Origin of the sequence: Nocardiopsis sp. NPDC006832 (assembly GCF_040635885.1) — a bacterium.
Taxonomy (GTDB): Bacteria; Actinomycetota; Actinomycetes; order Streptosporangiales; family Streptosporangiaceae; genus Nocardiopsis.
Map to the genome: position 1 here is coordinate 54,078 of NZ_JBEYLC010000010.1, position 21,262 is coordinate 75,339.

At 68.7% G+C, this 21,262-nt stretch carries 22 protein-coding genes and 2 tRNA genes; 13 read left to right on the plus strand and 11 right to left on the minus strand.

What is annotated here, in order from left to right:
* Window positions 1-13: 13 nt before the first annotated feature.
* Together ABZ717_RS07425 and ABZ717_RS07430 are read right to left on the minus strand one after the other, a co-directional pair.
* Window positions 14-1,177 carry an STM4014 family protein gene (locus ABZ717_RS07425; protein ID WP_358506927.1) on the minus strand — a complete coding sequence of 388 codons (1,164 nt, stop codon included), beginning with the start codon at window positions 1,175-1,177 and terminating at the stop codon, window positions 14-16.
* A complete protein-coding gene (locus ABZ717_RS07430; protein ID WP_358506928.1) occupies window positions 1,174-2,244 on the minus strand; it encodes an STM4015 family protein in 1,071 nt (356 codons plus the stop codon). The genes ABZ717_RS07425 and ABZ717_RS07430 overlap by 4 nt, the downstream gene beginning before the upstream one ends.
* A 177-nt stretch (window positions 2,245-2,421) precedes the next feature.
* On the opposite strand from ABZ717_RS07430, the gene ABZ717_RS07435 reads away from it, so the two are divergent.
* Both ABZ717_RS07435 and ABZ717_RS07440 read left to right on the plus strand, forming a co-directional pair.
* Entirely contained in the window at window positions 2,422-3,213 is a 792-nt protein-coding gene (locus ABZ717_RS07435; RefSeq protein ID WP_358506930.1) for a class I SAM-dependent methyltransferase, read from the plus strand.
* A gap of 129 nt (window positions 3,214-3,342) precedes the next feature.
* The gene (locus tag ABZ717_RS07440; RefSeq protein ID WP_358506932.1) at window positions 3,343-4,581 is read left to right on the plus strand and encodes a phospholipase D-like domain-containing protein; all 1,239 of its coding nucleotides are present in this window, start codon (window positions 3,343-3,345) and stop codon (window positions 4,579-4,581) included.
* A 96-nt stretch (window positions 4,582-4,677) separates the two neighbouring features.
* Here ABZ717_RS07440 and ABZ717_RS07445 read toward each other — a convergent pair whose 3' ends face one another.
* Together ABZ717_RS07445 and ABZ717_RS07450 are read right to left on the minus strand one after the other, a co-directional pair.
* Complete coding sequence (locus tag ABZ717_RS07445) at window positions 4,678-4,893, minus strand: calcium-binding protein (RefSeq protein ID WP_358506934.1); 216 nt, start codon at window positions 4,891-4,893, stop codon at window positions 4,678-4,680.
* Between the two features lie 280 nt (window positions 4,894-5,173).
* A tRNA-Arg gene (locus tag ABZ717_RS07450) sits at window positions 5,174-5,249 on the minus strand.
* A 415-nt stretch (window positions 5,250-5,664) separates the two neighbouring features.
* Here ABZ717_RS07450 and ABZ717_RS07455 point away from each other — a divergent pair.
* Window positions 5,665-6,774: a D-alanyl-D-alanine carboxypeptidase family protein gene (locus ABZ717_RS07455; RefSeq protein WP_358506936.1), complete on the plus strand. Its 1,110-nt coding sequence runs from the start codon at window positions 5,665-5,667 to the stop codon at window positions 6,772-6,774.
* Between the two features lie 67 nt (window positions 6,775-6,841).
* On the opposite strand, the gene ABZ717_RS07460 is transcribed toward ABZ717_RS07455, so the two are convergent.
* From ABZ717_RS07460 to ABZ717_RS07475, 4 genes are all read right to left on the minus strand, one after another.
* A complete protein-coding gene (locus ABZ717_RS07460) occupies window positions 6,842-7,267 on the minus strand; it encodes an MscL family protein (RefSeq protein ID WP_358506938.1) in 426 nt (141 codons plus the stop codon).
* A gap of 86 nt (window positions 7,268-7,353) precedes the next feature.
* Window positions 7,354-8,004 (minus strand): SAF domain-containing protein, encoded by a 651-nt coding sequence (locus tag ABZ717_RS07465; RefSeq protein ID WP_358506940.1) that lies wholly within the window; start codon window positions 8,002-8,004, stop codon window positions 7,354-7,356.
* Between the two features lie 178 nt (window positions 8,005-8,182).
* Window positions 8,183-8,545, minus strand: a complete 363-nt coding sequence (locus tag ABZ717_RS07470) for an FmdB family zinc ribbon protein (protein WP_358506942.1) — start codon at window positions 8,543-8,545, stop codon at window positions 8,183-8,185.
* Between the two features lie 155 nt (window positions 8,546-8,700).
* The gene (locus tag ABZ717_RS07475; protein ID WP_358506944.1) at window positions 8,701-9,366 is read right to left on the minus strand and encodes a 5-formyltetrahydrofolate cyclo-ligase; all 666 of its coding nucleotides are present in this window, start codon (window positions 9,364-9,366) and stop codon (window positions 8,701-8,703) included.
* Between the two features lie 172 nt (window positions 9,367-9,538).
* Here ABZ717_RS07475 and galU point away from each other — a divergent pair, with 172 nt between their 5' ends.
* The 8 genes from galU (at window position 9,539) to ABZ717_RS07515 (ending at window position 16,824) form a co-directional block, all read left to right on the plus strand.
* Window positions 9,539-10,477 (plus strand): UTP--glucose-1-phosphate uridylyltransferase GalU, encoded by a 939-nt coding sequence (gene galU / locus ABZ717_RS07480; RefSeq protein ID WP_358506946.1) that lies wholly within the window; start codon window positions 9,539-9,541, stop codon window positions 10,475-10,477.
* A 101-nt stretch (window positions 10,478-10,578) separates the two neighbouring features.
* Complete coding sequence (gene glp / locus ABZ717_RS07485) at window positions 10,579-11,808, plus strand: gephyrin-like molybdotransferase Glp (protein WP_358506948.1); 1,230 nt, start codon at window positions 10,579-10,581, stop codon at window positions 11,806-11,808.
* A gap of 132 nt (window positions 11,809-11,940) precedes the next feature.
* Window positions 11,941-12,444 (plus strand): cyclic pyranopterin monophosphate synthase MoaC, encoded by a 504-nt coding sequence (gene moaC / locus ABZ717_RS07490; protein WP_358506950.1) that lies wholly within the window; start codon window positions 11,941-11,943, stop codon window positions 12,442-12,444.
* On the plus strand, window positions 12,434-12,958 hold the full coding sequence (locus ABZ717_RS07495) for a MogA/MoaB family molybdenum cofactor biosynthesis protein (RefSeq protein ID WP_358506952.1): 525 nt from the start codon (window positions 12,434-12,436) through the stop codon (window positions 12,956-12,958). Before moaC ends, ABZ717_RS07495 begins: the two co-directional genes overlap by 11 nt.
* A gap of 252 nt (window positions 12,959-13,210) precedes the next feature.
* Window positions 13,211-13,930: a GNAT family protein gene (locus ABZ717_RS07500; protein ID WP_358506954.1), complete on the plus strand. Its 720-nt coding sequence runs from the start codon at window positions 13,211-13,213 to the stop codon at window positions 13,928-13,930.
* Window positions 13,931-14,334: 404 nt separating this feature from the next.
* Window positions 14,335-14,991, plus strand: a complete 657-nt coding sequence (locus ABZ717_RS07505; RefSeq protein ID WP_358506956.1) for a hypothetical protein — start codon at window positions 14,335-14,337, stop codon at window positions 14,989-14,991.
* A gap of 69 nt (window positions 14,992-15,060) precedes the next feature.
* A tRNA-Ala gene (locus tag ABZ717_RS07510) sits at window positions 15,061-15,134 on the plus strand.
* A 1,150-nt stretch (window positions 15,135-16,284) separates the two neighbouring features.
* On the plus strand, window positions 16,285-16,824 hold the full coding sequence (locus ABZ717_RS07515) for a hypothetical protein (RefSeq protein WP_358506958.1): 540 nt from the start codon (window positions 16,285-16,287) through the stop codon (window positions 16,822-16,824).
* A 33-nt stretch (window positions 16,825-16,857) separates the two neighbouring features.
* Here ABZ717_RS07515 and ABZ717_RS07520 read toward each other — a convergent pair whose 3' ends face one another.
* The 3 genes from ABZ717_RS07520 to ABZ717_RS07530 all read right to left on the minus strand — a co-directional run bounded on the left by ABZ717_RS07520 (window position 16,858) and on the right by ABZ717_RS07530 (window position 19,516).
* Complete coding sequence (locus tag ABZ717_RS07520; RefSeq protein ID WP_067600557.1) at window positions 16,858-17,169, minus strand: sec-independent translocase; 312 nt, start codon at window positions 17,167-17,169, stop codon at window positions 16,858-16,860.
* A gap of 179 nt (window positions 17,170-17,348) precedes the next feature.
* Window positions 17,349-17,552, minus strand: a complete 204-nt coding sequence (locus tag ABZ717_RS07525; protein WP_017603347.1) for a cold-shock protein — start codon at window positions 17,550-17,552, stop codon at window positions 17,349-17,351.
* A 326-nt stretch (window positions 17,553-17,878) separates the two neighbouring features.
* Window positions 17,879-19,516: a phospholipid carrier-dependent glycosyltransferase gene (locus ABZ717_RS07530; RefSeq protein WP_358506961.1), complete on the minus strand. Its 1,638-nt coding sequence runs from the start codon at window positions 19,514-19,516 to the stop codon at window positions 17,879-17,881.
* A gap of 112 nt (window positions 19,517-19,628) precedes the next feature.
* On the opposite strand from ABZ717_RS07530, the gene rsmI reads away from it, so the two are divergent.
* Both rsmI and ABZ717_RS07540 read left to right on the plus strand, forming a co-directional pair.
* Window positions 19,629-20,504, plus strand: a complete 876-nt coding sequence (gene rsmI, locus ABZ717_RS07535) for a 16S rRNA (cytidine(1402)-2'-O)-methyltransferase (RefSeq protein WP_358506963.1) — start codon at window positions 19,629-19,631, stop codon at window positions 20,502-20,504.
* Window positions 20,505-20,593: 89 nt separating this feature from the next.
* Entirely contained in the window at window positions 20,594-21,256 is a 663-nt protein-coding gene (locus ABZ717_RS07540; RefSeq protein ID WP_358506965.1) for an AIM24 family protein, read from the plus strand.
* Window positions 21,257-21,262: the final 6 nt, after the last annotated feature.

A 21,262-nucleotide genomic window follows, 5' to 3' on the forward strand; every position in this document is an offset into this window, starting at 1 on the left:
GGGGTACTGGTGTTCAACGGTGTTCCAAGGTGGGTGTCGAGGATGACGGGTCGGGGTGAAGGGGCGGCACCGGGAACCGGCCGGTCGTGAGCGCGTGCAACTGCTCGGCGTGGGTGCCGCGGCCCTCGTGCAGTACCCGCGGGAGCAGGTCGCCGAAGGCGTTCACCTCGCAGATCGTGAAACGGTGCCATCCCGGGGAGAGCATCAGGTCCACTCCCACGTGCAGAGTCGAATCGAACACCTCGGCGGCCGCCTCGGCGGTGGCCATGGCTTCCCGCCACGCGTGCGGTCCCATGGCCTCGCGGAGCGCGTCCACGTCACCACGAGCGTTGCCCAGGTGCAGGTTGGTCAACGGGGAGCGTGAGGAGCGCACCACGACGTGGGTGGCGCGTCCGGCGACCACCAGGACCCGCAGGTCCACCACACGGCCGTCGAAGCCGGCCTTGGGCAGCCAACGTTCCACGTGCAGGCCGTCCGGGGCCAGGGCGTCCACCACGGCCGCCACCTCCGCCTCGGTGGTGTAGGTGCGCAGTCGTAGCGAGTTGAACAGCGCCACCGATCCGTCCCGCGCCCGGGTGAGGTCGGCGGAGGTGACCGCCTTGACCCTGCCCGCCCCACCGGTGGCCAGCGCGATCACCCCGGAGGCCGAGGAACCGTGCGCGGGTTTGACGAACACCCGACGCGCGTGGTGCTCGTCCATGCGTTCGCGCAGGGCCGCGTAGTCGGTGATCGGTCCGGGCAGAGCGTCCGCCACCGCGACCCCGGCCGACGCCAGACGCGCGTGAGCGCGGCGTTTGTCGCACATGTCGACCAGGTCGGTGAGGTCCTGCACCAGGTGTGCGCCGGGGGTCGCGGCCACCAGGGCGGACAGGCGGTCCAACGCGCGGACGAACCCACGGTGCTGGTCGGCCGTGCCCTCGGCCCGGTACGGGTCGGGGTCCGCCGCCCATCCGCGAAGCAGACGGGCAGTGGTGACGTCCTCGCCGGGTGAGTCCACCCGTACCAACGCACCGGGAGGCAGCGACGGCGACCCGGTCGGGTCGGCCAGCTCGTGCCAGGGCAGCACCATCGGCTCGGGCCACCCCGCCTCCCGCGCGGCCGCCACGAACAGCGCGCGGCGCCGGTTTCCGGGCACGCACACCACGACCAGTGGCCGCCCGGCCAGGGGAGTGCTCACTCGGTGACGGAGGGGTAGTAGGCGTACTCGTCGTCGGGGTCGTCGCTGTCGGGAACCTCCCGCTCGGAGAGATCCACCTCCAGGCCCGCGGACGCGAAGGCGGCGCGCACCCGCTCCGTGTCCTCCTCCGACAGGTAGTGGTGACGCAGGTCCAGGCTCTCCAGGTGGGCCAGCGCCGGCACCGAGGCGAGCAGGTGGTCCACGTCCCGGCCGCGCAACGAACCCTCGGAGAGGTCCACGGAGGTCAGCCGGGCGAGCACGGGCGCCTCGACCAGGGCGCGCAGCCACAGGCCGGTGTCCTGGGCGTTGCGCAGGCCCAGGTGGCGCAGGTTCGGGAGGGCGTCGCCGGACAGGACCGGGGCCAGGTCCTCGGGGATGGCGTCACCCCCGTACTGGTCGACGCCCAGCCACAGCTCCAGGTGCTCCAGGTTCGGTAGTCCGCAGGAGAGGACCTGGCGTACGACGGTGCCGGGAAGGCCGCCGCTCTGCAAGGTCAGGGAGCGCAGCCCGGCGTGCTCGTCCACCCGCAGGGCCAGCGTGCTCGCGTCCGGGAGACCGCCGCCGTCGCCCGTGCCACGGACCGTCAGTTCCGCCAGGCGAGGGTAGGCGGCCAGGAGCGGCGCCAGATCGGACTGCTGGATCCAGGAGATCTCGGTCTCCTCGAACGTGATGTCACCGAAGAACAGCGAGCGCAACGCCGGAAAGGCGGCGGCGTGTTCGACGAGCAGGTCCCGCACCCCGGCGGAGGAGACCTCGGGGTCGTCGTACAAGCCCCAGTCACCGATGACCAGGGCGACGACCCGGGTGGTGTCCACGTCGCGGACGAACCGGGTCAGGTAATCGGCGAGCTCCTCACCGTCCTCGGCGACCCGCAGTCGCCAGGCCACGTCGCCGGGGGCGGTCATGGCCTTGTCCATCCGCTCCCGTTGCGGAACGGACGTCGGCGCCTCCTCGTCGTTCCTGCGGGCCTGCCGGGCGGCTTGGCGTAGCAGCTGATCCTCGGCGCCCTCCGACAGGAAGTCCACCACGGGCAGTCCCGCGTACTCGGTGAGGTGTTCGCTGTTCATCGGTTCGCCTTCTTCTCAGGTCCGGAGCCGCTGTCAGGGGATGCGCTATTTCTAGCAGTGGCCGGAGACGATCGAGGCTGTGCCGTGGCCCGGTGATGGCGGCCGGGGCCGGTCGAACCGCCTCCGGGCGCGGCGCTGCGGCGGGACAACTCCACGGGCCGGTGTGAGAGTGGGGCAATGGCTACTCACAGTGAACTCCGGGACTTCTGGGAGCACCGCCTGGAAGAGGACTGGACCGAGAGCGGGGTGGGATACCGAGCGCTCGGGCGGCCCTTCAACAGGTGGATGTACCGGGTGCGGGAGGAGGTCTTCCTCCGTGAGGTGGGCCGACTGGAGCCGCGCGGGGCGCGCGTTCTCGACGCGGGCAGCGGAACCGGCTTCTACGTGGACCTATGGGATCGACTCGGGGCCGACGTGGTCACCGGTTGCGACATGGCCCACGCAGCGGTGGAACGTCTGCGCGGACGCTTCCCCCAACACCGTTTCGTCCGCCAGGACGTGTCCGCCCTGGACGCCTTCGAGGACGCGAGCTTCGACGCCGCCTCGTGCATGGACGTGCTCTTCCACATCACCGACGACGATCGCTACGCGGCGGCCCTGGAGGGCCTGGGCCGGGTGGTACGTCCCGGCGGAGCGCTCGTCATCTCCGAGAACTGCCTGCAACGGCCCGAACAACGTGGGGAACACCAGGTCAATCGCACCCTGGAGACCATCACCTCACTCGCCGACAAGGCCGGGTTCGACGTGGTCCGGCGGGTGCCCATGCTCGTGCTGATGAACGCCCAGGTCGACGCCGCACTGCCCTGGCGCAAGCTCTGGGGCGGGTTCCTGCGGGCGGTCACCGTCACCTCGTTCACCGGTCGGCTGGCCGGCGCCCTCCTCTACCGGGTGGACCGTCGGCTGGTCCGTGGCCGATGGGAAGGACCCACCACCGAACTGCTCGTGCTGCGCAGGCGCGAACGGGACTGACCCGGCCCGCGGCGAGGCGGTTCGTCCGAGGTCCACCGTGCACGGCCGGATACGGTTGGGACACAAACCGTGCCGGGCCGCGCCCCAGGGCGACCCACGGCAGACGGCCTGTTCCGGGGAGGCGACCGTATGCTGAGACGTTCGACCGTCATGACCTGGGTTCGGCGAGGGCTCTTGGGGCTCCTCGCCACTCAGATCGCCGTGGTGGCGACCCTTGTCGGGATCGACCACTGGCGAAAGAAGGTGCGCCCGCACCGGGTGAACTTCCCCCGTACCGAACCCACGTCCCTGCCGCTCGGGGGCAACACCACCACCGTCTACACCTATGGCGCCGACCTGTTCGAGGACATGCTCGGGGCCATCCGTGGTGCCCGCCGTCGCGTCCTCTTCGAGTCCTTCATCATCAAGTCCGACGCCGTGGGCCAAGAGTTCAAGGCCGCCCTGATCGAGGCGGCCGAACGCGGTGTCGAGGTGTACGTCGTCTACGACGGTTTCGCGAACCTGGTGGTGCCCCGTCGGTTCTTCGAGTTCCCACCCTCGGTACGGGTTCTGCGCTACCCGGTGTTCCGGCTCGGGATGCTCCTCCTGGACATGCGCAAGTCCGGCCGGGACCACCGCAAGATCCTCACCGTCGACGGCGAGATCGGCTTCGTCGGCGGGTTCAACATCGGCTCCACCTACGCGATGGAGTGGCGCGACACCCACCTGCGGGTGGCCGGCCCGGTGGTGTGGGAGCTGGAGAACGCCTTCGTCGACTTCTGGAACAGCAACAAGGCCGAGGGCGAACCCGAACTGGACGGGTTGGGCGAGGCCGAATGGGACCCCCACATCCGCGTCCATCGCAACGTTCCCGAACAGCTCATCTATCCGATCCGGGCGATGCTCCTGGAGGCGCTGGACCGTGCCAGGGATAGGGTCCTCTTCACCCAGGCGTACTTCATCCCCGACCAGGAGCTCGCGAACGCGCTCATCGATGCCGCCGGCCGGGGAGTGGACGTCAACGTCCTCGTCCCGGAGAACTCCAACCACGTCGTCGCGGACTGGTTGGCGCGCGGCCGCTACTCCGAACTGCTCCGCGGTGGGGTGCGGCTGTGGCTGTACCAGGGCACGATGGTGCACGCCAAGACCGCCACGGTGGACAGCCGGTGGAGCACCATCGGCACCGCCAACGTGGACCGGCTCAGCCTCATCGGCAACTACGAGATCAACGTGGAGCTCTTCGACGAGGGTGTGGCCAAGCACCTGGAGCGGGTCTTCGACGTCGACCTCACCAACGCCCGCGAGCTGACCGAGGAGGAGTGGCGAGGCCGCCCCATCATGGCCAAGTTCAGCGAGATCGTCCTGGCCCCGTGGCGTAGCTTTCTCTGAGGGCTCTCGGGGGCGTGGTGACCGGAGCAGGGAGGTTCCGCCGTGGGACCCGATTTCGACGCCCCCTCGCTCAAGGCCGCGCCGACTCACGTGGGATCACTCCTCGGGGGAGAACCGGGGGAACCTGCGCGGAAAGAACACCTCGGGCTCCGCGCGACGTGGCCGCGGTCCACCCCAGTGCTGGGGCCCCGGATGGGGATCCCTGCTGAGCGCGGACGCGATCGCCGAGGGCGACCCACCTCGTTGCCGCCCTCGTGACCGACCGTTCCCCCGCTCGGTGTCGCGTTCGGTCTCGTAGTCTCCGTTCGCCACCCGGCTCACCCCCGCTCGCCCTGGATCACGCGTGTCCGGCCTGGTCGGCCGGGTCTCCATGATCGAGGTCGGAGCCTCGGGAAGCCCGTCCCGACACGACGTGGCCGGACGATTCCGTCCAGAGTTCTCCCGAGAACGGGGCCTTCACGGAACCAAAGAGTCGGTGCCGAACGCGCTGTCCGCGATACTTGTGGGGACTTGACCGTCCGTGGGGGAAACCATGGGGGAGCGAAAAGGCGTGGGCACCATCCCCGATGGAGGACGGCGCCCACGCCTTGTGTGGCGGCCCCGGCAGGATTCGAACCTGCGGCACCCGCTTTAGGAGAGCGGTGCTCTATCCCCTGAGCTACGGAGCCATGATTTTGACGGAGGTTACCCCGTCGCGGGGTCAAGCCTAACCCAGGATGGGCGTGCATGGGATGTCGATTGATGTTCCTGCGGTGCCGCGGGAGCACGCTGTGTGCGTGGCGGAGTACGCTGACCTACGATTGGTTGTCCTGGTGACGGTGTGATGTTGTTCATGTCGCGTGTCGTGATTATGGCGGCTTGAGCGTTACGGTCACTGTGGGTTGATGGATGTGACCTCCATCGGTGACCCGATGACCAGGCCTTCCGCCGGGGGTCGAGTGGGACGCCCCGCAGGGGAGCGGCTCGCTGTCCGCGGCCGTGGCCGCCGGATGGAACTGCCCAGTGTGTCCGCATGTGGACATGTAGTACGTTGCCATGCGGCCACGAGTAGATGTTCGAGGAAAAGCAGCCGGAGGATCATTCGTGCCGTTCAATTCTGATTCGGCGCGGCGCAGGTTCCGCGTGTCGGGTGGCGGGGCGCTGTCCGCCCTGAGCCTGTCGCAGCGGGTCCGGATGACGCAGGCGCTGACGCTCGTTCTGGTCACCGCGCTGCTCGTCGTTCCCATGCCGCAAGCCGCACTGGCACCCGCTTCCGCAGAGGCCGACCTTGAGGACCTGAGGAACAACGCGGAAGAGGCGACTCAGGAGCTGGAGGACGCCACCGACGAGTACGTCGAGCGTCAAGAGGCCGTGGAGGCCGCTCAGGAGGATCTGGTCGGGACGCTCCACGACCTGCAGCAGATCGAGGTCGACCTCGGTGAGATGCGCGAACCGCTCGCCCAGCTGGCCAGCACCATGTACCAGCAGCCCGACGCGGGCGTACTCGGCATCCTCGCCACCGGTGACCTCGACGAGGACCTCCAGACCCAGTCCTACGCCGCCAAGCTGTCCGAGGACAACCAGGCGCTGATCCAGGACGCCACGGACCTGCGTGAGGAGCAGGTCGGGCTGGCGAGCGAGGCGCAGGAACTACAGACCTTCACCCAGCTTGAGCAGGCGGAACTCGCCGCCCAGGTGGATGATCTGCGCGCCCAGTCCGAGGAGAGCACCAACGCGCTCACCGACGAACTGGAGTCGCGTGGTCTGGACCCCGACACCTTCATGGCCGCCTCGGAGTGCGACGCCTCGGCGGGTTCCAAGGCGGACGGCTACCCCAACGGGCTGCTGCCGAAGGATTCCCTGTGTGAGATGTACGACGGACATTTCCTGAGAGCGGACGCCGCCAAGTCCTTCCTCGAACTCAACATGAAGCACGTCGAGCAGTACGGCGAGAACATCTGCATCACCAGCTCCTACCGTGACCTGCCCAACCAGCACCGTGTGTACGGCGAGGTGGCACCCGGTTTCGCGGCGGTCCCGGGCACGAGTAACCACGGTCTGGGGCAGGCGATCGACCTGGGCTGTGGCATCCAGAACTTCCGTTCCGAGAAATGGAACTGGATGGAGACCAACGGAGGCGACCACGGCTGGGTCCACCCGGCCTGGGCCAAGTCCAGTCCGTTCGAGCCCTGGCACTGGGAGTACGAGGGCTGATCGGCCCGTGAACCCGTAGGGCGGCCCCGCGGGGCCGCCCTTACGCGTGTGCGGGGACCCGTGTGGGTCAGGCCGTGCTCTCCGGGGTCGCGGCGATCTCCGGGGTGACCTCACCGGTGCAGTGGGCGCACCTACCGGCCCTCTTGTCGATGTCGGAGAAGCAGTGCGGGCACTCGCGGGTGGTCGCCTCCTCCGCCTTGATGAACTTCTCCATGAGCTTGCCGAGCGGCAACACCACGAGGAAGTACAGGATCGCCGCGGTCATCAGGAAGGAGATGAGGGCGTCGATGAAGGAGCCGTAGAGGAACCTGCTGCCGTTGATCTCGAAGTAGAGGTCGCCGAAGGTGGGAACACCCCCGAAGATGCCGAGCAGCGGGGTGATGAACCCTTCGGTGAACGCCGTGATGAGACTGGCGAAGACGGAGCCGATGACTACCGCGACGGCGAGCTGCACCAGGTTTCCCTGGAGCAGGAACTTCTTGAAGCCTTCCATGGGGTACTGCCCTACGTGTTCGGAGTTGTTCGGGAAGGCGCCGCGGCGCGGCGCCTCGAATAGCTTTCACCAGCTCCGGAGATGGGTCAACCACGGATGATGACGGACAGTCGCGAAACGGTCGCGTGCCCGGCCAGCACGCGGGCCTCCTCCGTGGTGGCGGCGATGAGGATCAGCGCACCGCCCTCACCGGTGGTGCCCTCCTCCGCCGGTACGTCGAGCACCGGACGGTCGCCGACCACCTCGATGGCGGGACCCGCGCGGGCGGGTGGGCCACCGAGTTCGTCCATGGCCCGGGCGGCCAGTACGTCGACCCTGCTGCCGGGGGAGAGAAGGGCCACCGCCCCGGGATCGGAGACTCGGACCGGCACCGCCACCATGTCGGGGCCGTAGGGGGCGGCGGGTGGGTCGCCCAGGCGGGCGTCGGTCAGAACCTCGCCCGCGCGCACGGGTGCGTTCGGAACGAGGCCGGTGGGTGGATCCTCGGGGGAGAGGGCGCCTTCGGGAAGCAGTCGGTCCGGCAGGGTCCGACCGGCGAGGTCGGCCTCGGTCACCGGCCCGGTGGCGTCCAGGTCGCGTGCGGCGACCAGTACTTCCGTGGAGGGTTCGGGAGGGGGTCGCAGGACCAAGACGGCGCCGATCGCCGCGCAGGCGGCCAGGAGGGCCGCCACGGCGCGTCGGTACCGGTCCAGGAGGCGCAGGAGCCCACGTCGGTGACGGTAGGGGGTGGTGGTCATGCCTTCAACGCTAGAACGGCGGAAGAGGGCCGGACCGGTTATCCACAGGCCGGATTCCCCTGATCCTCCCCGGGCCGTGGAAGACCACGGAACGCTCGGGCGGCTCCGGTCACCGACACGCGAAAGCGCCGCCGGAGGATCCCGGCGGCGCGGACAGGTCAACGGAGGGTGGGGCGGCTCAGCTCTTGCTCGTGCTCGCGGTGGTGGTGTTGCCGGTGCTCTTGCCGCCGGAGGAGTCGCCGCCGGAGGAGGCGCTCTTGGCGGTGGAGTCGCCGGACTTGGCCGAGTCTCCGGAGCCGGAGGGCTTGGAGTCCTTGCCCTCGGCGGAGCCCGAACCGGTCATGGCCGAGCTGTTGGAGGTGCTGGAGCTGCTGTCGGTGCGGTAGAAACCGGAGCCCTTGAAGACGATCCCCACGGCCGAGTACACCTTGCGCAGGCGCCCCTCGCACTCGGGGCAGACCGTCAGCGAGTCGTCGCTGAAGCTCTGCACGACCTCCATCTGGGCGTCGCACTCGGTGCACGCATACTGATACGTAGGCACTGTTCCGGGTCCTCCTTGCTGGCACTCTCACCCGTTGACTGCTAAATAGTACGCGTTCGCCGACCACGGCCGCGACCGCCCCTCATCCGGAGGGATCACCGATGGGGAGGGGCACCGAAAGCGACAACGTCGCGATGTGACCGCTTAATCCCCGGTCAGTCCTCGGCCGACCCCGACCCGGACCCTCTCCGGCCACGGCCCCAGTCGGGCCAGACCGTGGCGGCGGGGTCGAAGGCGTGCAGCCCGCCACCCGGAGTGACCACCGCGTCCACGGGCCGATCATGGGGCTCCGAGGGCAGCTCCACGACGAACTCCTCGTCGTGGACCACCGCGATCGCCGGGGTGTGCGGGCCCTTGTGCGCCAGGGCGCGGTCGTAGCAGCCCGCCCCTCGTCCCATGCGTACACCGTGGTGGTCCACCGCCAGGGCCGGACAGATCACCGCGTCGGCGCGGCCCAACACCTCGGGCCCGTAACGGTGCCCGGTGGGTTCCACCAGCCCGCGCCCGGACGGGGAGAGGGAGTCGGGGCCGTCGAAGGACGCCCAGTCCAGGGTGTGGTCGGGAAGGAAGATCGGTAGCAGGACGTACGTGCCGCGCTTCCACAGCGCGTGCACGAGCCTGCGGGTGTCGGGCTCACCGCCGACCGAGTAGTAACAGGCCACGGTTCCGCCCATCGCCAGCCAGGGCAGGTCCATCAGGGCGTCGCGGACCCTCGATCCCACCCGGTCGCGCTCCCGCGGTCCCCGCTTCCGACGCTCGGCGAGGAGACGCTCGCGCAGCGCGCGCTTGTCGGCCCGTTCGCGGCCGTTCGGATCACCCATGCGCCCCAGTGTGGCACCGCCGTCCCGGATGTCCCAGGGACGCTCGTACGTCGACCCGGGTGAACTCCGGGTGGCGTTTTCTCCGCCTCCTCCCGAAAGGACGGGGACTTCTCGTCGCCACGTCCGTGGACCGAGCACGAGAACGGCTCGCTCTGCCCTAAAGTGCCTGACCATGAGCGCCGACATCGACCAGACGCGTCCCTCGACCTCCTCCGTGACCAAGGCGGTCGTCCCCGCGGCGGGTCTGGGCACCCGCTTCCTGCCCGCGACCAAGGCCACTCCCAAGGAGATGCTGCCGATCGTGGACAAGCCCGCGATCCAGTACGTCGTGGAGGAGGCGGTGGAGTCGGGTCTCCACGACGTCCTCATGATCACCGGACGCAGTAAGCGTTCCATCGAGGACCACTTCGACCGCGCCTACGAGCTGGAGGTCGCCCTTGAGGCCAAGGGCGACGCGGAGCGGCTCCGTTCGGTCCGTGAGTCCAGCGACCTCGCCCAGGTCCACTACGTCCGCCAGGGTGAGCCCCGCGGGCTCGGGCACGCTGTGCTGTGCGCGGAGGCGCACGTGGGCGACAACCCCTTCGCCGTGCTGCTGGGCGACGACCTGATCGAGACCGCCGACCTGCTGCGACGCATGATCGAGGTGCGTCGCGAACACGGAGGCAGTGTCGTGGCGCTCATGGAGGTCGAGCCCGAACAGGTCTCCCTCTACGGTTGCGCCGCGGTGGAACCCACCGAGGAGGAGGACGTCGTCACGGTCACCGACCTGGTGGAGAAGCCCGCGCGGGAAGAGGCGCCGAGCCGTTGGGCGATCATCGGTCGCTACGTCTGCGACCCCGCGGTCTTCGAGGTCCTGCACCGCACCCCGCCGGGGCGCGGCGGTGAGATCCAGCTGACGGACGCCCTGCTCGAACTCACCCGCACCAAGCCCGAGGAGGGCGGTGGCGTACGCGGGGTCCTGCTGCGGGGACAGCGCTACGACACCGGCAACAAGGCCGACTACATCCGCACCGTGGTCGACTTCGCCTGCCGGCGCCCGGACCTGGCCGAGGAGCTCCTGCCCTGGCTGCGCGAGTTCGTCGACCGCCACGACCGCGCCGACCGGAGCTGACCCGCCCGGCGCGTCCCACCGGTGTCAGTGGTCACAATGGGGTGGGGGCGGACCACACGAGTGGACCGTTCCCAGCGCGCACCACGAACCGGAGGGACCCCATGAAGAGCGTCGAACAGCACGTCTCCGATCTGCTGGCGCTGGTCGCCGTGCCCGAGGCGACGGAGCTCGACCTGCTCCGGGCCCACGGGACGGTACTCGCCGAACCGGTGGTCTCCGAGGTGTCCCTGCCGGGCTTCGACAACTCCTCGATGGACGGTTACGCCGTCCACTCCGGCGACCTGGAACACGCCTCGCCCGGCTCCCCGGTCAGACTGCCGGTGGTGGCCGACATCCCGGCGGGCGACCCGTCCCCGAGCGCGATCCGCCCCGGCCTGTGCGCGCGCATCATGACCGGCGCACCCATGCCCACGGGCGCCGACGCGGTCGTCCCGGTCGAGTGGACCGACGGTGGGAGCGTGGAGGTCCTCGTCGAGCGTCCGGCCACGCCCGGGGGGTTCGTGCGCAGGAGCGGAGAGGACGTCGAGGCGGGCGCGCGTGTGCTGAACGCCGGGACCCTCATCGGGGCGGGGGAGATGGGTGTGCTCGCCGCGGTCGGCCGCCGGACCGTCCCGGCCGTCCCCCGGCCCAGGGTCGTGGTCCTCTCCACCGGTGAGGAACTGGTCGAACCCGGGCGCCCGCTCGGCCCCGGCCAGATCTACGAGTCGAACAGCTACATGATCGCGGCCGCGGCGAAGGAGGCCGGGGGCGAGGCGCACCGCCACGGCTTCGTCGGCGACGACCCGGTCAGCGTTCGTGACGCCCTGGAGGGGCTGCTGCTGCGCGCCGACATCGTCGTCACCACCGGTGGCGTCAGCATGGGCGCCTACGACGTGGTCAAGGAGGTGCTCGGCAGGCAGGGGACCGTCGAGTTCACCTCGGTGGCGATGCAGCCCGGCAAGCCCCAGGGATACGGCACGATCGGCCCGGACGAGACCCCCATCATCACGCTGCCGGGCAACCCGGTGAGCGCCTTCGTCTCCTTCCAGATGTTCGTACGGCCGGTGCTGCGGAAGCTGCGCGGTCTCGACCCGACGCCCCTACCGACCGTGCGCGCCCGACTGTCCACCGCGGTCACCTCGCCGAAGGGTCGACGTTCCTACCTGCGCGCCGTGCTGTCGCCGGCGGACCCCGGCACCGAAGCGGCGCACACCGTCTCGCCCGCCGTCCGACAGGGTTCGCACCAGCTGTCCGCGCTGGCCGACGCCAACGGCCTCCTCGTCGTCCCGGAGGAGGTCACGGAGCTGCCGGCGGGTGCGATCGCGGAGGTCCTGGCGCTGCCCGGGCACTGACCCGAGGCGGTCTCCGCGCCGTTGTCACCGTGGAGGAGTACGGTCATGCGTGGGACGCGCCGACGCGCGCCCCACGCGGCCGGCGCACCGATGGGCCGCGTGGTCCACACGCGAAGACGACGGGTGACCCCGATGACCGACACCCCGAAGCCGGAGGCGCACCCCTCCGGCCTGACCCACCTCGACGAATCCGGCGCCGCGCGCATGGTGGACGTCTCCCGCAAGGACGTCAGCGCCCGCAGCGCGACCGCCACCGGCCGGGTCCTGCTCAACGCCGCGACCGTCGCCGCCCTGCGCGGCGGAGAGGTCCCCAAGGGCGACGCCCTCGCGGTCGCGCGCATCGCCGGCATCCAGGGCGCCAAGCGCACCCCCGACCTGGTGCCGCTGTGCCACCCCATCGCGGTGCACGGTGTCGACGTGGACCTGACGGTCCTCGACGACGGCGTGGACATCTCCGCCACGGTCCGTACCGCGGACCGCACGGGCGTCGAGATGGAGGCGCTCACCTGCGTGATGACCGCGGCGCTCGGCTTGGTCGACATGGTCAAGGCCATCGACCCGGAGGCCGAGGTCACCGCGGTCAGGGTCGAGGAGAAGCTCGGCGGGAAGAAGGGGCACTGGAAGCGTGGCGACTGAGCCGAACGAACGCTCCGCGCGTCGGGTCGCCGTGGTCACCGCCTCGAACCGGGCGGCCGCCGGGGTCTACCCGGATCGCTCCGGGCCGGTGATCGTGGAGCGCCTGCGCGGCCTGGGATTCACGGTGGTGGGGCCCTGGGTGGTGCCGGATGGTCCACCGGTGACCCAGGCGCTGTTGCGCGCGCACCACGAGGGCGCCGACGCCGTGCTGACCACGGGTGGCACCGGTCTCACCCCCCAGGACCGCACCCCCGAGGCCACCCGTCCGCTGTTGGCCTTCGAGGTCCCGGGCATCCCCGAGGCGCTGCGCGCCGCGGGGCGCGACAAGGGAGTGCCCACCGCGATCCTCTCCCGAGGCCTGGCGGGGGTCGTGGAGCGGGAGGGACACAGCATGCTCGTGGTGAACCTGCCCGGCTCCCGAGGCGGCGTGGGCGACGGAATGGACGTGCTGGCACCCGTTCTGGGGCACGCGATCGACCAGATGCGGGGCGGTGACCACCCCCGGTCGGAATGAGACCCGGTAATGACCACAATCACATCCCGGGCATTCCGGAAGCAGAGAATTCCTTGACCCTAGTACGGTTTTTGGTGCAGGAGTGAATGGAGTTTGGAATCATCCGATTCCTGTGTGGCGGAGGTTACACCCGCTACCGCGTGTCCCCAGGGGTGGAATACTGGAAGGGCTCACCGGTACCGGGCGTGGCCACGCCCCGAGGGCCGGTGGCGTATCCGCGCCGGGTGGTGCACAGGGCCACGGAGGGACGACGTGAAACGCAGACAGAGGTGGCCGGTCACCCTCAAGGAGGGGGCGATCGCGCTTCGCCCACTGCGCCTGCGCGACGCCCCCGCCCTGCGTGATACCCGTGCGCGCAACGCCGAGTGGCTGCGGCCGTGGGAGCCCACCTACCCGGAGATGCCGTTGCGCACCACCGGGGTCTCCCCCTACGTCGCGATGATCCAGGCCATCCGCGGTGAGGCGCGCCAGGGGCTGTCCATGCCCTGGGCGGTCACCTACGACGACCGTTTCGTAGGACAGCTCACAGTGGGCGCCATCGTGTGGGGTTCGGCCAGATCGGCACAGGTCGGTTACTGGATCGACAGCGCCTACGCGGGGAGGGGCATCACCCCGACCGCGGTCGCGTTGGCCGTCGACCACTCCTTCTTCAGCGTCGGACTGCACCGGATCGAGGCCAATGTCCGACCCGAGAACCGGGCCAGCAGACGCGTGGTCACCAAACTCGGTTTCCGGGACGAGGGCGTGCGACGCAGACAGCTGCACATCGACGGGGCCTGGCGGGACCATATTTGTTATGGACTCACCGCGGAGGAGGTGCCCCGGGGGGTTTTGCGTCGTTGGTACGACGGGGGGTCTTCCGGTCCGACCTCGGAGGGTGGTTCCGGCCCCGGTTCGGCATTGGGGCCGGATGGCCCGAACGGCGGCGAGGATCCACGTGATCCGGCGAGTCCGAACCCGTGGCCGAACTGAACGTGACAGCATCACGGGTGCGTCCGAAGCCTAAACCTCACTTTAAGCACATTGATTCATTACTTTGCGTTGAATTGGCACTGCGCTCCGCAGTCACCATCTGACCTGCGATTTCTTCCGGAGGGGTGGAGCGACCGAAACTGAGGGTCCACAATCTTGCGACACTCCGGTCGGAATGCGGCGCATTTATGGACACGGGGTCGTACCGTGCGGAACATAGACGCATTGACGATGCGGGCAACACGTGGATATGGCACACGGGATTCGTTCCGGCTCCGACCCGGAGTAGGAACGGTACCGAGCCGGGGGGCGTCGGTACTCCCGGGACAGTGTTCATGTACACGCGGCGCGGTGTCGACGAAGTGTCGATCAACGTTCAGTGGCCGTCATCGTGAGGAGGGGTGATGAGCAGCTCTCCCCTGTACCTCGCCATCGTGGTGGTCTGGCTCATCGTCCTGGTGCCGATGCTGTTGCGCAAGGACGCGGTCGAGCCGACCCACGAGGAGACCCGACGCGACGACGCCGAGCCGGACGCCGACGAGGTCGACGAGTCGTTCGAGGAGGAAGAGGCGGACGAGGAGGACCCGGATCTCACCGAGACCCAGGTCATCACCCGGCCGCGGGCGCACCGGGAACACGCGGCCGAGGAGGCCGAGGAGCCGCGTCCCGTCGAACGGGGCCCGATGCCCGCACCCGAATCCCGGGCCCGGGTCATCGCCCGCCGTCGTCGGCGCACCAGCGCGCTCACCCTGCTCAACGTCGCCACCATCGTGGCCGTCGCCTTCGGTCTCGGTCCCTGGTGGGTGATCGCGCCGCCGATCCTGTTGCTCGTCGGACACTTCGCACTGTTGCGGGAGGCGGCCAAGGTCGACGCCGAGCGGCGTCGGGCCCGCCTCAAGGCACGTCGCCGGGCCTACCTGCGCGCACGTCGGGACCGTGACCGCCAGGAACACGAGGCCCGGGAGGCCCAGCGCCTGGCCAAGGTGATCGCCCTCCAGGAGCGCCGCAGTCAGGTCTACGACCAGTACGCGGACGCACGCCTGCGGGCCGCCGGAGACTGACCCCGGTCCGAACGCCCGATCGGGCGTTCGGACCACTCGAACTTTCCTGCTAAAGTTGGTCACGTCTTCGGGGCTGTGGCGCAGACCGGTAGCGCACCTCGTTCGCATCGAGGGGGTCAGGGGTTCAAATCCCCTCAGCTCCACCGAAGAGAAGAAGCCGAGGGGAAGTACGTCTTCCCCTCGGCTTCTTCGTCTTTCAAGACCGAGAAAGAGCAGGGCCCGATCCGTGGATCGGGCCCTTTCTCGTGCTCGTGATGGGGTCGGACGCCGTGTTCGCTGTTCCCTGCGGCGGGAGGTCATCCGGACCTGAGCCCCGAGTGTCACCGGCGAAGCGTCTATCCCCTGCGGCGGGGTGGTGCCGATGCGGTCCCCAGCCTATCCACCGAGGCACCGGGACGCCTATGGGTTCGGCCTCTGGATCGACCACCGGGTCCTCGTGCTCGTCCGAACCTCTTCACGGAGAGGAGCGGTGTCTAGAAGGGTTCAGGCGCATACTCGGTTTTGGCCGTGTCCGAAACGGGGATGCCCGGGGCCTCAGGGACGCGAGTCCGGATGGAACCGGGTTTTCAGAAGATCACCGAAAGTGATGTCTCTCTTCTGGTGAAGGGTCGCGGAAGTACCGCTATGTGGGGGTTTCTGGGCTGATGTGCGGATGCGGATGCCCGCCCGTGACGTCGTCACACGCCCCGACCCCGAGGAGGGTCGGGTTCCGCGAGTCGATTTCGATACTCCTCGTGGCAATAGCGAGACCGTCGCTCTCCGTTATGTCGGTCCCTTCTGATTTCCCTTCTCGAGGGACTTGTCCCTGCAGGTCATCGGAGACGCTGTCGCGCCATGAAGAGTATGGAAACCGGTCTGAGCTGCGCCGATTCCGTCTTCTATGGCCATTTCGGAACCGGTGCCACAACCTTTGGTCGATCGTCGGCCATGGAATGATGAATATTCGGCCTCGGACCTTGTGGACTCTGTCGCGATAGGACATCTTGGTTCCGGGATGGGCTGGAAACACCAAGAAAGGTAGATGCCATGACCGTGCACGCGCAGAGCTCTCGTAAGAACAACGGCTGGACCTGGTGGTAACCAGGCCGGCTTGACGGCGCCGACGCGGCGTCCGTCACGCTTGGAGGGCCCGTTCGACATCGTCGACGGGCCCTTACCCATGTCCGCCCAAGACACTCCGCTCCGTGATCGCGAGGGGGATTTGACCGAACACCCGACCGGGTAAGAGCCCGGTACGTCGTCCGGGCCGTCCGGGTCGGGGCCGAAACGAAGGTGAAGGGGCGACCAGTAGCAGTGTCCGACTCCCCTCAGCAGTCAGGCGGATACGAATACCCGAAGGAACCGGAGCCCACGGGTGGGTACGCGCGCCCACCCATCCCGGAGGGAGCGCCGAGCGGACGCCCACCCGAGAGCCGGGTGGAGCCCATCCCGGAGGAGTCCACGGCGGTCGTCGGAGAGGGATTCCGGCGCACCACCAGAGCGCGCAACAAGACCATGCGAGCCGAACGCGGCCGGGGGTTCTGGCGCCTGGGGACGTCCACGGTCCTGTACGTGATGGTGGTCGGGGGTATGGCCGACTACGTGGACCCGCAGGTACGCGTCATCGCCCACCTCGCGTTCTGGCTGTTCATCGGGGTGGGTCTGGGGCTGACGGTGGCCCGAGAACGCCGGCACGACTGGGCGCCGCGACCCCGATGGCCGTGGCTGCTCGCGGCGCTGGGCGGCGCGGTGACGGCGGAGGTGCTCATCCTGGCGGTGGGATCGCCCGCGATCATCGTGGGATCGATCGTCCTGCTCGTGCTGGGGGCGTTCTTCCTCATGCTGGTGGGCTGAGCGCCGGGCCGGTGGAGCAGGGGGAAGGACGGCTCAGGTGGCCTCGTCGTCGAAGGGCGGGCGCTTGCCGTTCAGGCGGGAGACCGGCTTCTTGTCGGTCTCCTCCTCTTCTTCCCAGAAGTGCTTCTGAATGAATCTCTTCGGGTTGAGGTCCTGGACGTCGAAGTCCTTGTACTCCGGGCCGAGCCCCTCCTTGATGTCGTTGGAGGCGGAGTTGGCCATGGTGCGGAGCTGGCGCAGGACACGGCCGACCTGTTGCGCGGCCTTCGGGAGCTGGTCCGGCCCGAAGATCAGCAACGCGAGAAGGAGGAGGACGACGAACTCTCCACCGCTGATGCCGAACATGTATGGTCCTCGCCTTCGGGTGCTGACCGGCTTCAAGCAGGTTAACCGGTATCGCCATGCTTGGGTAACCGTGTCCCCATCCAACACCCATCGGTGGCTCTCGGAGCACATCGGGGTCTTGAAGGCGAACCAGCCCTCCACTCGGCGAGCGGAGGGCTGGGGAAACGCACGTGTGACGGTCAGACCGTGCGAACGTCCGCCGCCTGCGGGCCCTTCGGGCCCTGGATGATGTCGAACTCGACCTTCTGGTCCTCTTCCAGGTTCCGGAAGCCGGTGCCCGCGATCGCAGAGTAGTGAACGAACACGTCGGGCTGACCACCCTCGACGGCGATGAACCCGAAACCCTTCTCAGAGTTGAACCACTTCACGGTGCCCTGAGCCATGTGCTCTCCCTTGGGGACTACGGCGGGACCGCACCCTGCTGGTCCCGGGTCGCCGGGCGCCGGACCGAAGAAGGGTCATACCCGAATCGACAAGCGCCCACGTGAAGTTCCGCGAGGCGCCTCGGGCATCCATGGAAACTACAACAGCAACCAGTTGCAGACAGTACCAGGGAGGATGGGACCTTGCCGAGACCTTTCGGCCATGAATCCCCGATATCCGAGTGTCCTGTTGCGGCTACTCGAAAAGGTTGATTTCCCGCCCTTGTGCGACTAATGGAGTTGTGCCCGGGGAACGATTTCGGCCGTTCCCCGGGCGGGTCCACTCGTTAGGAGGCATCGCGTCCGTAGATCCACACCTCGAACCACAACCGATCGCCCCAGGTGTCGTCCGGCAATGGATAGGCCGATAGGACCGGGTACAGGTAGGCGAAGTGCGCGATGGTCAACAACACCACGACACCGAAGACCACTCCGCCGAGCGCGCGCGTGTACGGAGCGAAGCGCGGACTGTCCTCTCCCGCGCCCATCAGCATCCCCAACATCAGCACGATGCCGAGCACCAGGAACGGCAGGAACGGCAGCGCGTAGAACAGGAACATCGGGCGGTCCGGGTAGGCGAACCAGGGGAGCCAACCGGCAGCGACCGCGAGCAGCACAGCGCCGGCCCGCCAGTCGCGGAAGGTGATCCACCAGCCCAGCATCACCACCATGGCGATGATGCTCACCCACCAGATGACCGGGGTCCCGATGGACACCACCGAGGTCACACAGCTCCCGGTGTCGCACCCGACGGCCTGCCCGTCGTAGTGGAACATCACCGGGGTGCGCATGATCAGCCACTCCCACGGCGCGGAGATGTAGGTGTGGTCGCTGGTGAGGCCGGAGTGGAAGTTCATCATCCGGCCGTGGTAGTCGATCAGACTCCACAGGGCCTCCAACGGTGTGGCCACGATGTTCGGCAGCCAGTCGGGGGCCAGACCATCGGCGAAGTCCCGGTTGTAACCACCGCGGGTGAACAACCACCCGGACCAGGAGACCAGGTAGACGATCCCGGCGACCACCACGGTCTGTAGGAACGCGGGTACGGCGTCGATGCCCAGCCAACGGCCGAAGACACGACGCTGGCCGACGCTGCGCCGGGCACCGTAGTCCCAGGCGACGGTGAGCAGACCGAAGGCGGCGATGAAGAACAGGGCCGACCACTTGGTGCCGACCGCCAGGCCGAAGCACAGACCGGCGGCCAGGCGCCACCAGCGCATGCCCAACCAACCCACCGTGGTCAGGTCGACCCCGGCCTCCGCCAGGCGGACCAGGCGCTCCCTCGTCTTGTCCCGGTCGATCACCAGACAGGTGAACCCCGCCAGGATCCACAGGGTGAGGAAGATGTCCACCATGGCGATGCGGCTCAGGGTGAAGTGCAGGCCGTCCAAGGCCAGGATCAGCCCGGCGGTGCAGCCGAGAAGGACGGAGCGGGTCATCCGGGTGGCGAGCCGGACCAGGATGAGAACGGAGATCATCCCGGCCAGGGCGGAGGCCACCCGCCAACCTTCGGGGCTGACCGCCGACCCGAACGGCATCAGCGTCCACAGCCAGTCGCCGAGCGCGATCATCCACTTGCCGACGGGCGGATGGACGATGAAGTCGCCCGCGCCGGTGAAGATGTTCGGATCGCCCTCGGCCAACATGGTGTCCGAGTTGTCGAGGGTCTCGTGCTCGTATCCGAAACGCCACAGGGCGAAGGCGTCCGTGGCGTAGTAGGTCTCGTCGAAGTAGATCCGTTCCGGCTGCCCGAGGTTGAAGAACCTGAGCGCCCCCGCGAACAACGCGACGAGGCCGGCGCCCAGCCAACCCGGCCATGCGGGTGTGGGCATGCGGGGCACGAAGCGGGAACGGAGGTCGGAGGGCCGGGCCGCGGCCGGAGGGGGCGAGGGCTCGGCCTCGCTGGGAAGTGCGGTGGTGGTCATCTCGGCTCGTAGGTTGGGGTCAGAGATGGAGGTCCGTTGCGGGCGGGCCGTGAAACCGGGTTTCGGATGGTTCGATCATGGCCAACCGTAGCGCGACAGGACGGGGATCACAGTGGTTGAGGGTGTCGAGAGAACACAGCCGGGCGGAAGGCTCGTCCTGGCCGGGTTGCCCATCGGGAACCTGGAGGACGCGCCACCTCGGCTGTTGCACGCGCTGGAGGGGGCGCGCGTGATCGCCGCGGAGGACACACGTCGATTGCGTCAATTCGCCTCCCGTGCGGGCATCCGCCTCGGTGGTGAGTCCGGTGCCCGCGTCGTGTCCTACTACGACGCGAACGAGAGCCGCAGAGGAGACGAACTCCTCGCCGATCTGCGGCGGGGCGAGGAGGTCCTGGTCGTCACCGACGCGGGGATGCCGGGGGTGTCCGACCCCGGCTACCGCCTGGCGGCGGCCTGCGCCGAGGAGGGGATCCCCGTCACCTCGATCCCGGGGCCGTCGGCGGTGACCACCGCACTGGTGGTCTCCGGACTTCCCACCGACCGATTCTGCTTCGAGGGGTTCCCACCGCGCAAGGGCCTGAGGCCTTACCTGGAGGAGCTGGCCGACGAGCGCCGGACGATGGTCTTCTTCGAGAGCCCGCACCGGATCGCCGCCACCCTGCGGACGATGGCCGCGGCGTTCGGCGCCCAACGCCGGGCGGCGGTCTGCCGTGAGCTCACCAAGACCTACGAACAGGTGCGCCGGGGCGGCTTGGGCGAGTTGGCCGAGTGGGCCGCCGACGGTGTGCGCGGCGAGATCTCGGTGGTGGTGGAGGGCGCCCGGCCCCGCGCGGAGAGCACGAGCGACACCGACCTGATCGTCGCCGTGGGGGAGCTGGAGGACGAGGGGATGCGCCGCAAGGAGGCCATCGTCCGGGTCGCCAAGGAGACCGGTGTGCCCAAGCGCCGTGTCTACGACCTGGTCCACGGTGTCGTCGAGGCGGAGTGACCCCGGCGGATCCGACCGCCGGGGAAACCAACTCCCGGGTCGGTGCGTCGAACAGCACTGAGACCGAAGTGACGAAAGAGGATTCCCACATGCGCAGTGAGCTCTTCCAACAAGCCCAGGAGACCCAGCAGCCGGGGATGCACCTGCAGAACCGCAAGATGCTGAGAGTGGGGCTCAACGGTGAGTTCTACGCCCGACAGGGCGCGATGGTCGCCTACCAAGGGCAGGTCGAGTTCGCGTACCAGGGCGCGGGCAGCGTCGGCCGGTTCATGAAGAAGGCGTTCACGGGCGAGGGCCTGCCACTGATGAAGGTGTCCGGGCGGGGGGACGTGTTCTTGGCCCACGAGGCCTGGGACGTGCACCTGATCGACCTGGAGGAGGAGTCCCTCACCGTCAACGGCGCCAACGTCCTGGCCTTCGAGCCCACCCTGAACTGGGACATCCAGAAGGTGCAGGGGTTCGGCGGCATGGTGGCCGGAGGACTCTTCAACACGGTCTTCACCGGGCGGGGCCGGATCGCCGTGGCCTGCCACGGGAGCCCGGTGCTGCTCAACGTGGATCAGCCGACCTTCGTCGACACCCAGGCCGCCGTCGCCTGGAGTACTTCCCTGCAGGCCGACATCCGCAGCACGGTCAAGGCCGGAGCGATCATCGGGCGCGGCAGTGGTGAGGCCTTCCAGCTCGCTCTGCAGGGGCAGGGCTTCGTGCTCGTCCAGGGCTCCGAGGGCGCACCGACCCCCACCAACGGCTGAGCGGAC

Bases quoted from the DNA above. Each gene is read 5' to 3' on its own strand.
- ABZ717_RS07430 (WP_358506928.1), bottom strand. From the start codon at position 2,244: ATGAACAGCGAACACCTCACCGAGTACGCGGGACTGCCCGTGGTGGAC.
- ABZ717_RS07435 (WP_358506930.1), top strand. From the start codon at position 2,422: ATGGCTACTCACAGTGAACTCCGGGACTTCTGGGAGCACCGCCTGGAA.
- ABZ717_RS07440 (WP_358506932.1), top strand. From the start codon at position 3,343: ATGCTGAGACGTTCGACCGTCATGACCTGGGTTCGGCGAGGGCTCTTG.
- ABZ717_RS07460 (WP_358506938.1), bottom strand. From the start codon at position 7,267: ATGGAAGGCTTCAAGAAGTTCCTGCTCCAGGGAAACCTGGTGCAGCTC.
- ABZ717_RS07465 (WP_358506940.1), bottom strand. From the start codon at position 8,004: ATGACCACCACCCCCTACCGTCACCGACGTGGGCTCCTGCGCCTCCTG.
- ABZ717_RS07475 (WP_358506944.1), bottom strand. From the start codon at position 9,366: ATGGGTGATCCGAACGGCCGCGAACGGGCCGACAAGCGCGCGCTGCGC.
- galU (WP_358506946.1), top strand. From the start codon at position 9,539: ATGAGCGCCGACATCGACCAGACGCGTCCCTCGACCTCCTCCGTGACC.
- glp (WP_358506948.1), top strand. From the start codon at position 10,579: ATGAAGAGCGTCGAACAGCACGTCTCCGATCTGCTGGCGCTGGTCGCC.
- moaC (WP_358506950.1), top strand. From the start codon at position 11,941: ATGACCGACACCCCGAAGCCGGAGGCGCACCCCTCCGGCCTGACCCAC.
- ABZ717_RS07505 (WP_358506956.1), top strand. From the start codon at position 14,335: ATGAGCAGCTCTCCCCTGTACCTCGCCATCGTGGTGGTCTGGCTCATC.
- ABZ717_RS07520 (WP_067600557.1), bottom strand. From the start codon at position 17,169: ATGTTCGGCATCAGCGGTGGAGAGTTCGTCGTCCTCCTCCTTCTCGCG.
- ABZ717_RS07525 (WP_017603347.1), bottom strand. From the start codon at position 17,552: ATGGCTCAGGGCACCGTGAAGTGGTTCAACTCTGAGAAGGGTTTCGGG.
- ABZ717_RS07530 (WP_358506961.1), bottom strand. From the start codon at position 19,516: ATGACCACCACCGCACTTCCCAGCGAGGCCGAGCCCTCGCCCCCTCCG.
- ABZ717_RS07540 (WP_358506965.1), top strand. From the start codon at position 20,594: ATGCGCAGTGAGCTCTTCCAACAAGCCCAGGAGACCCAGCAGCCGGGG.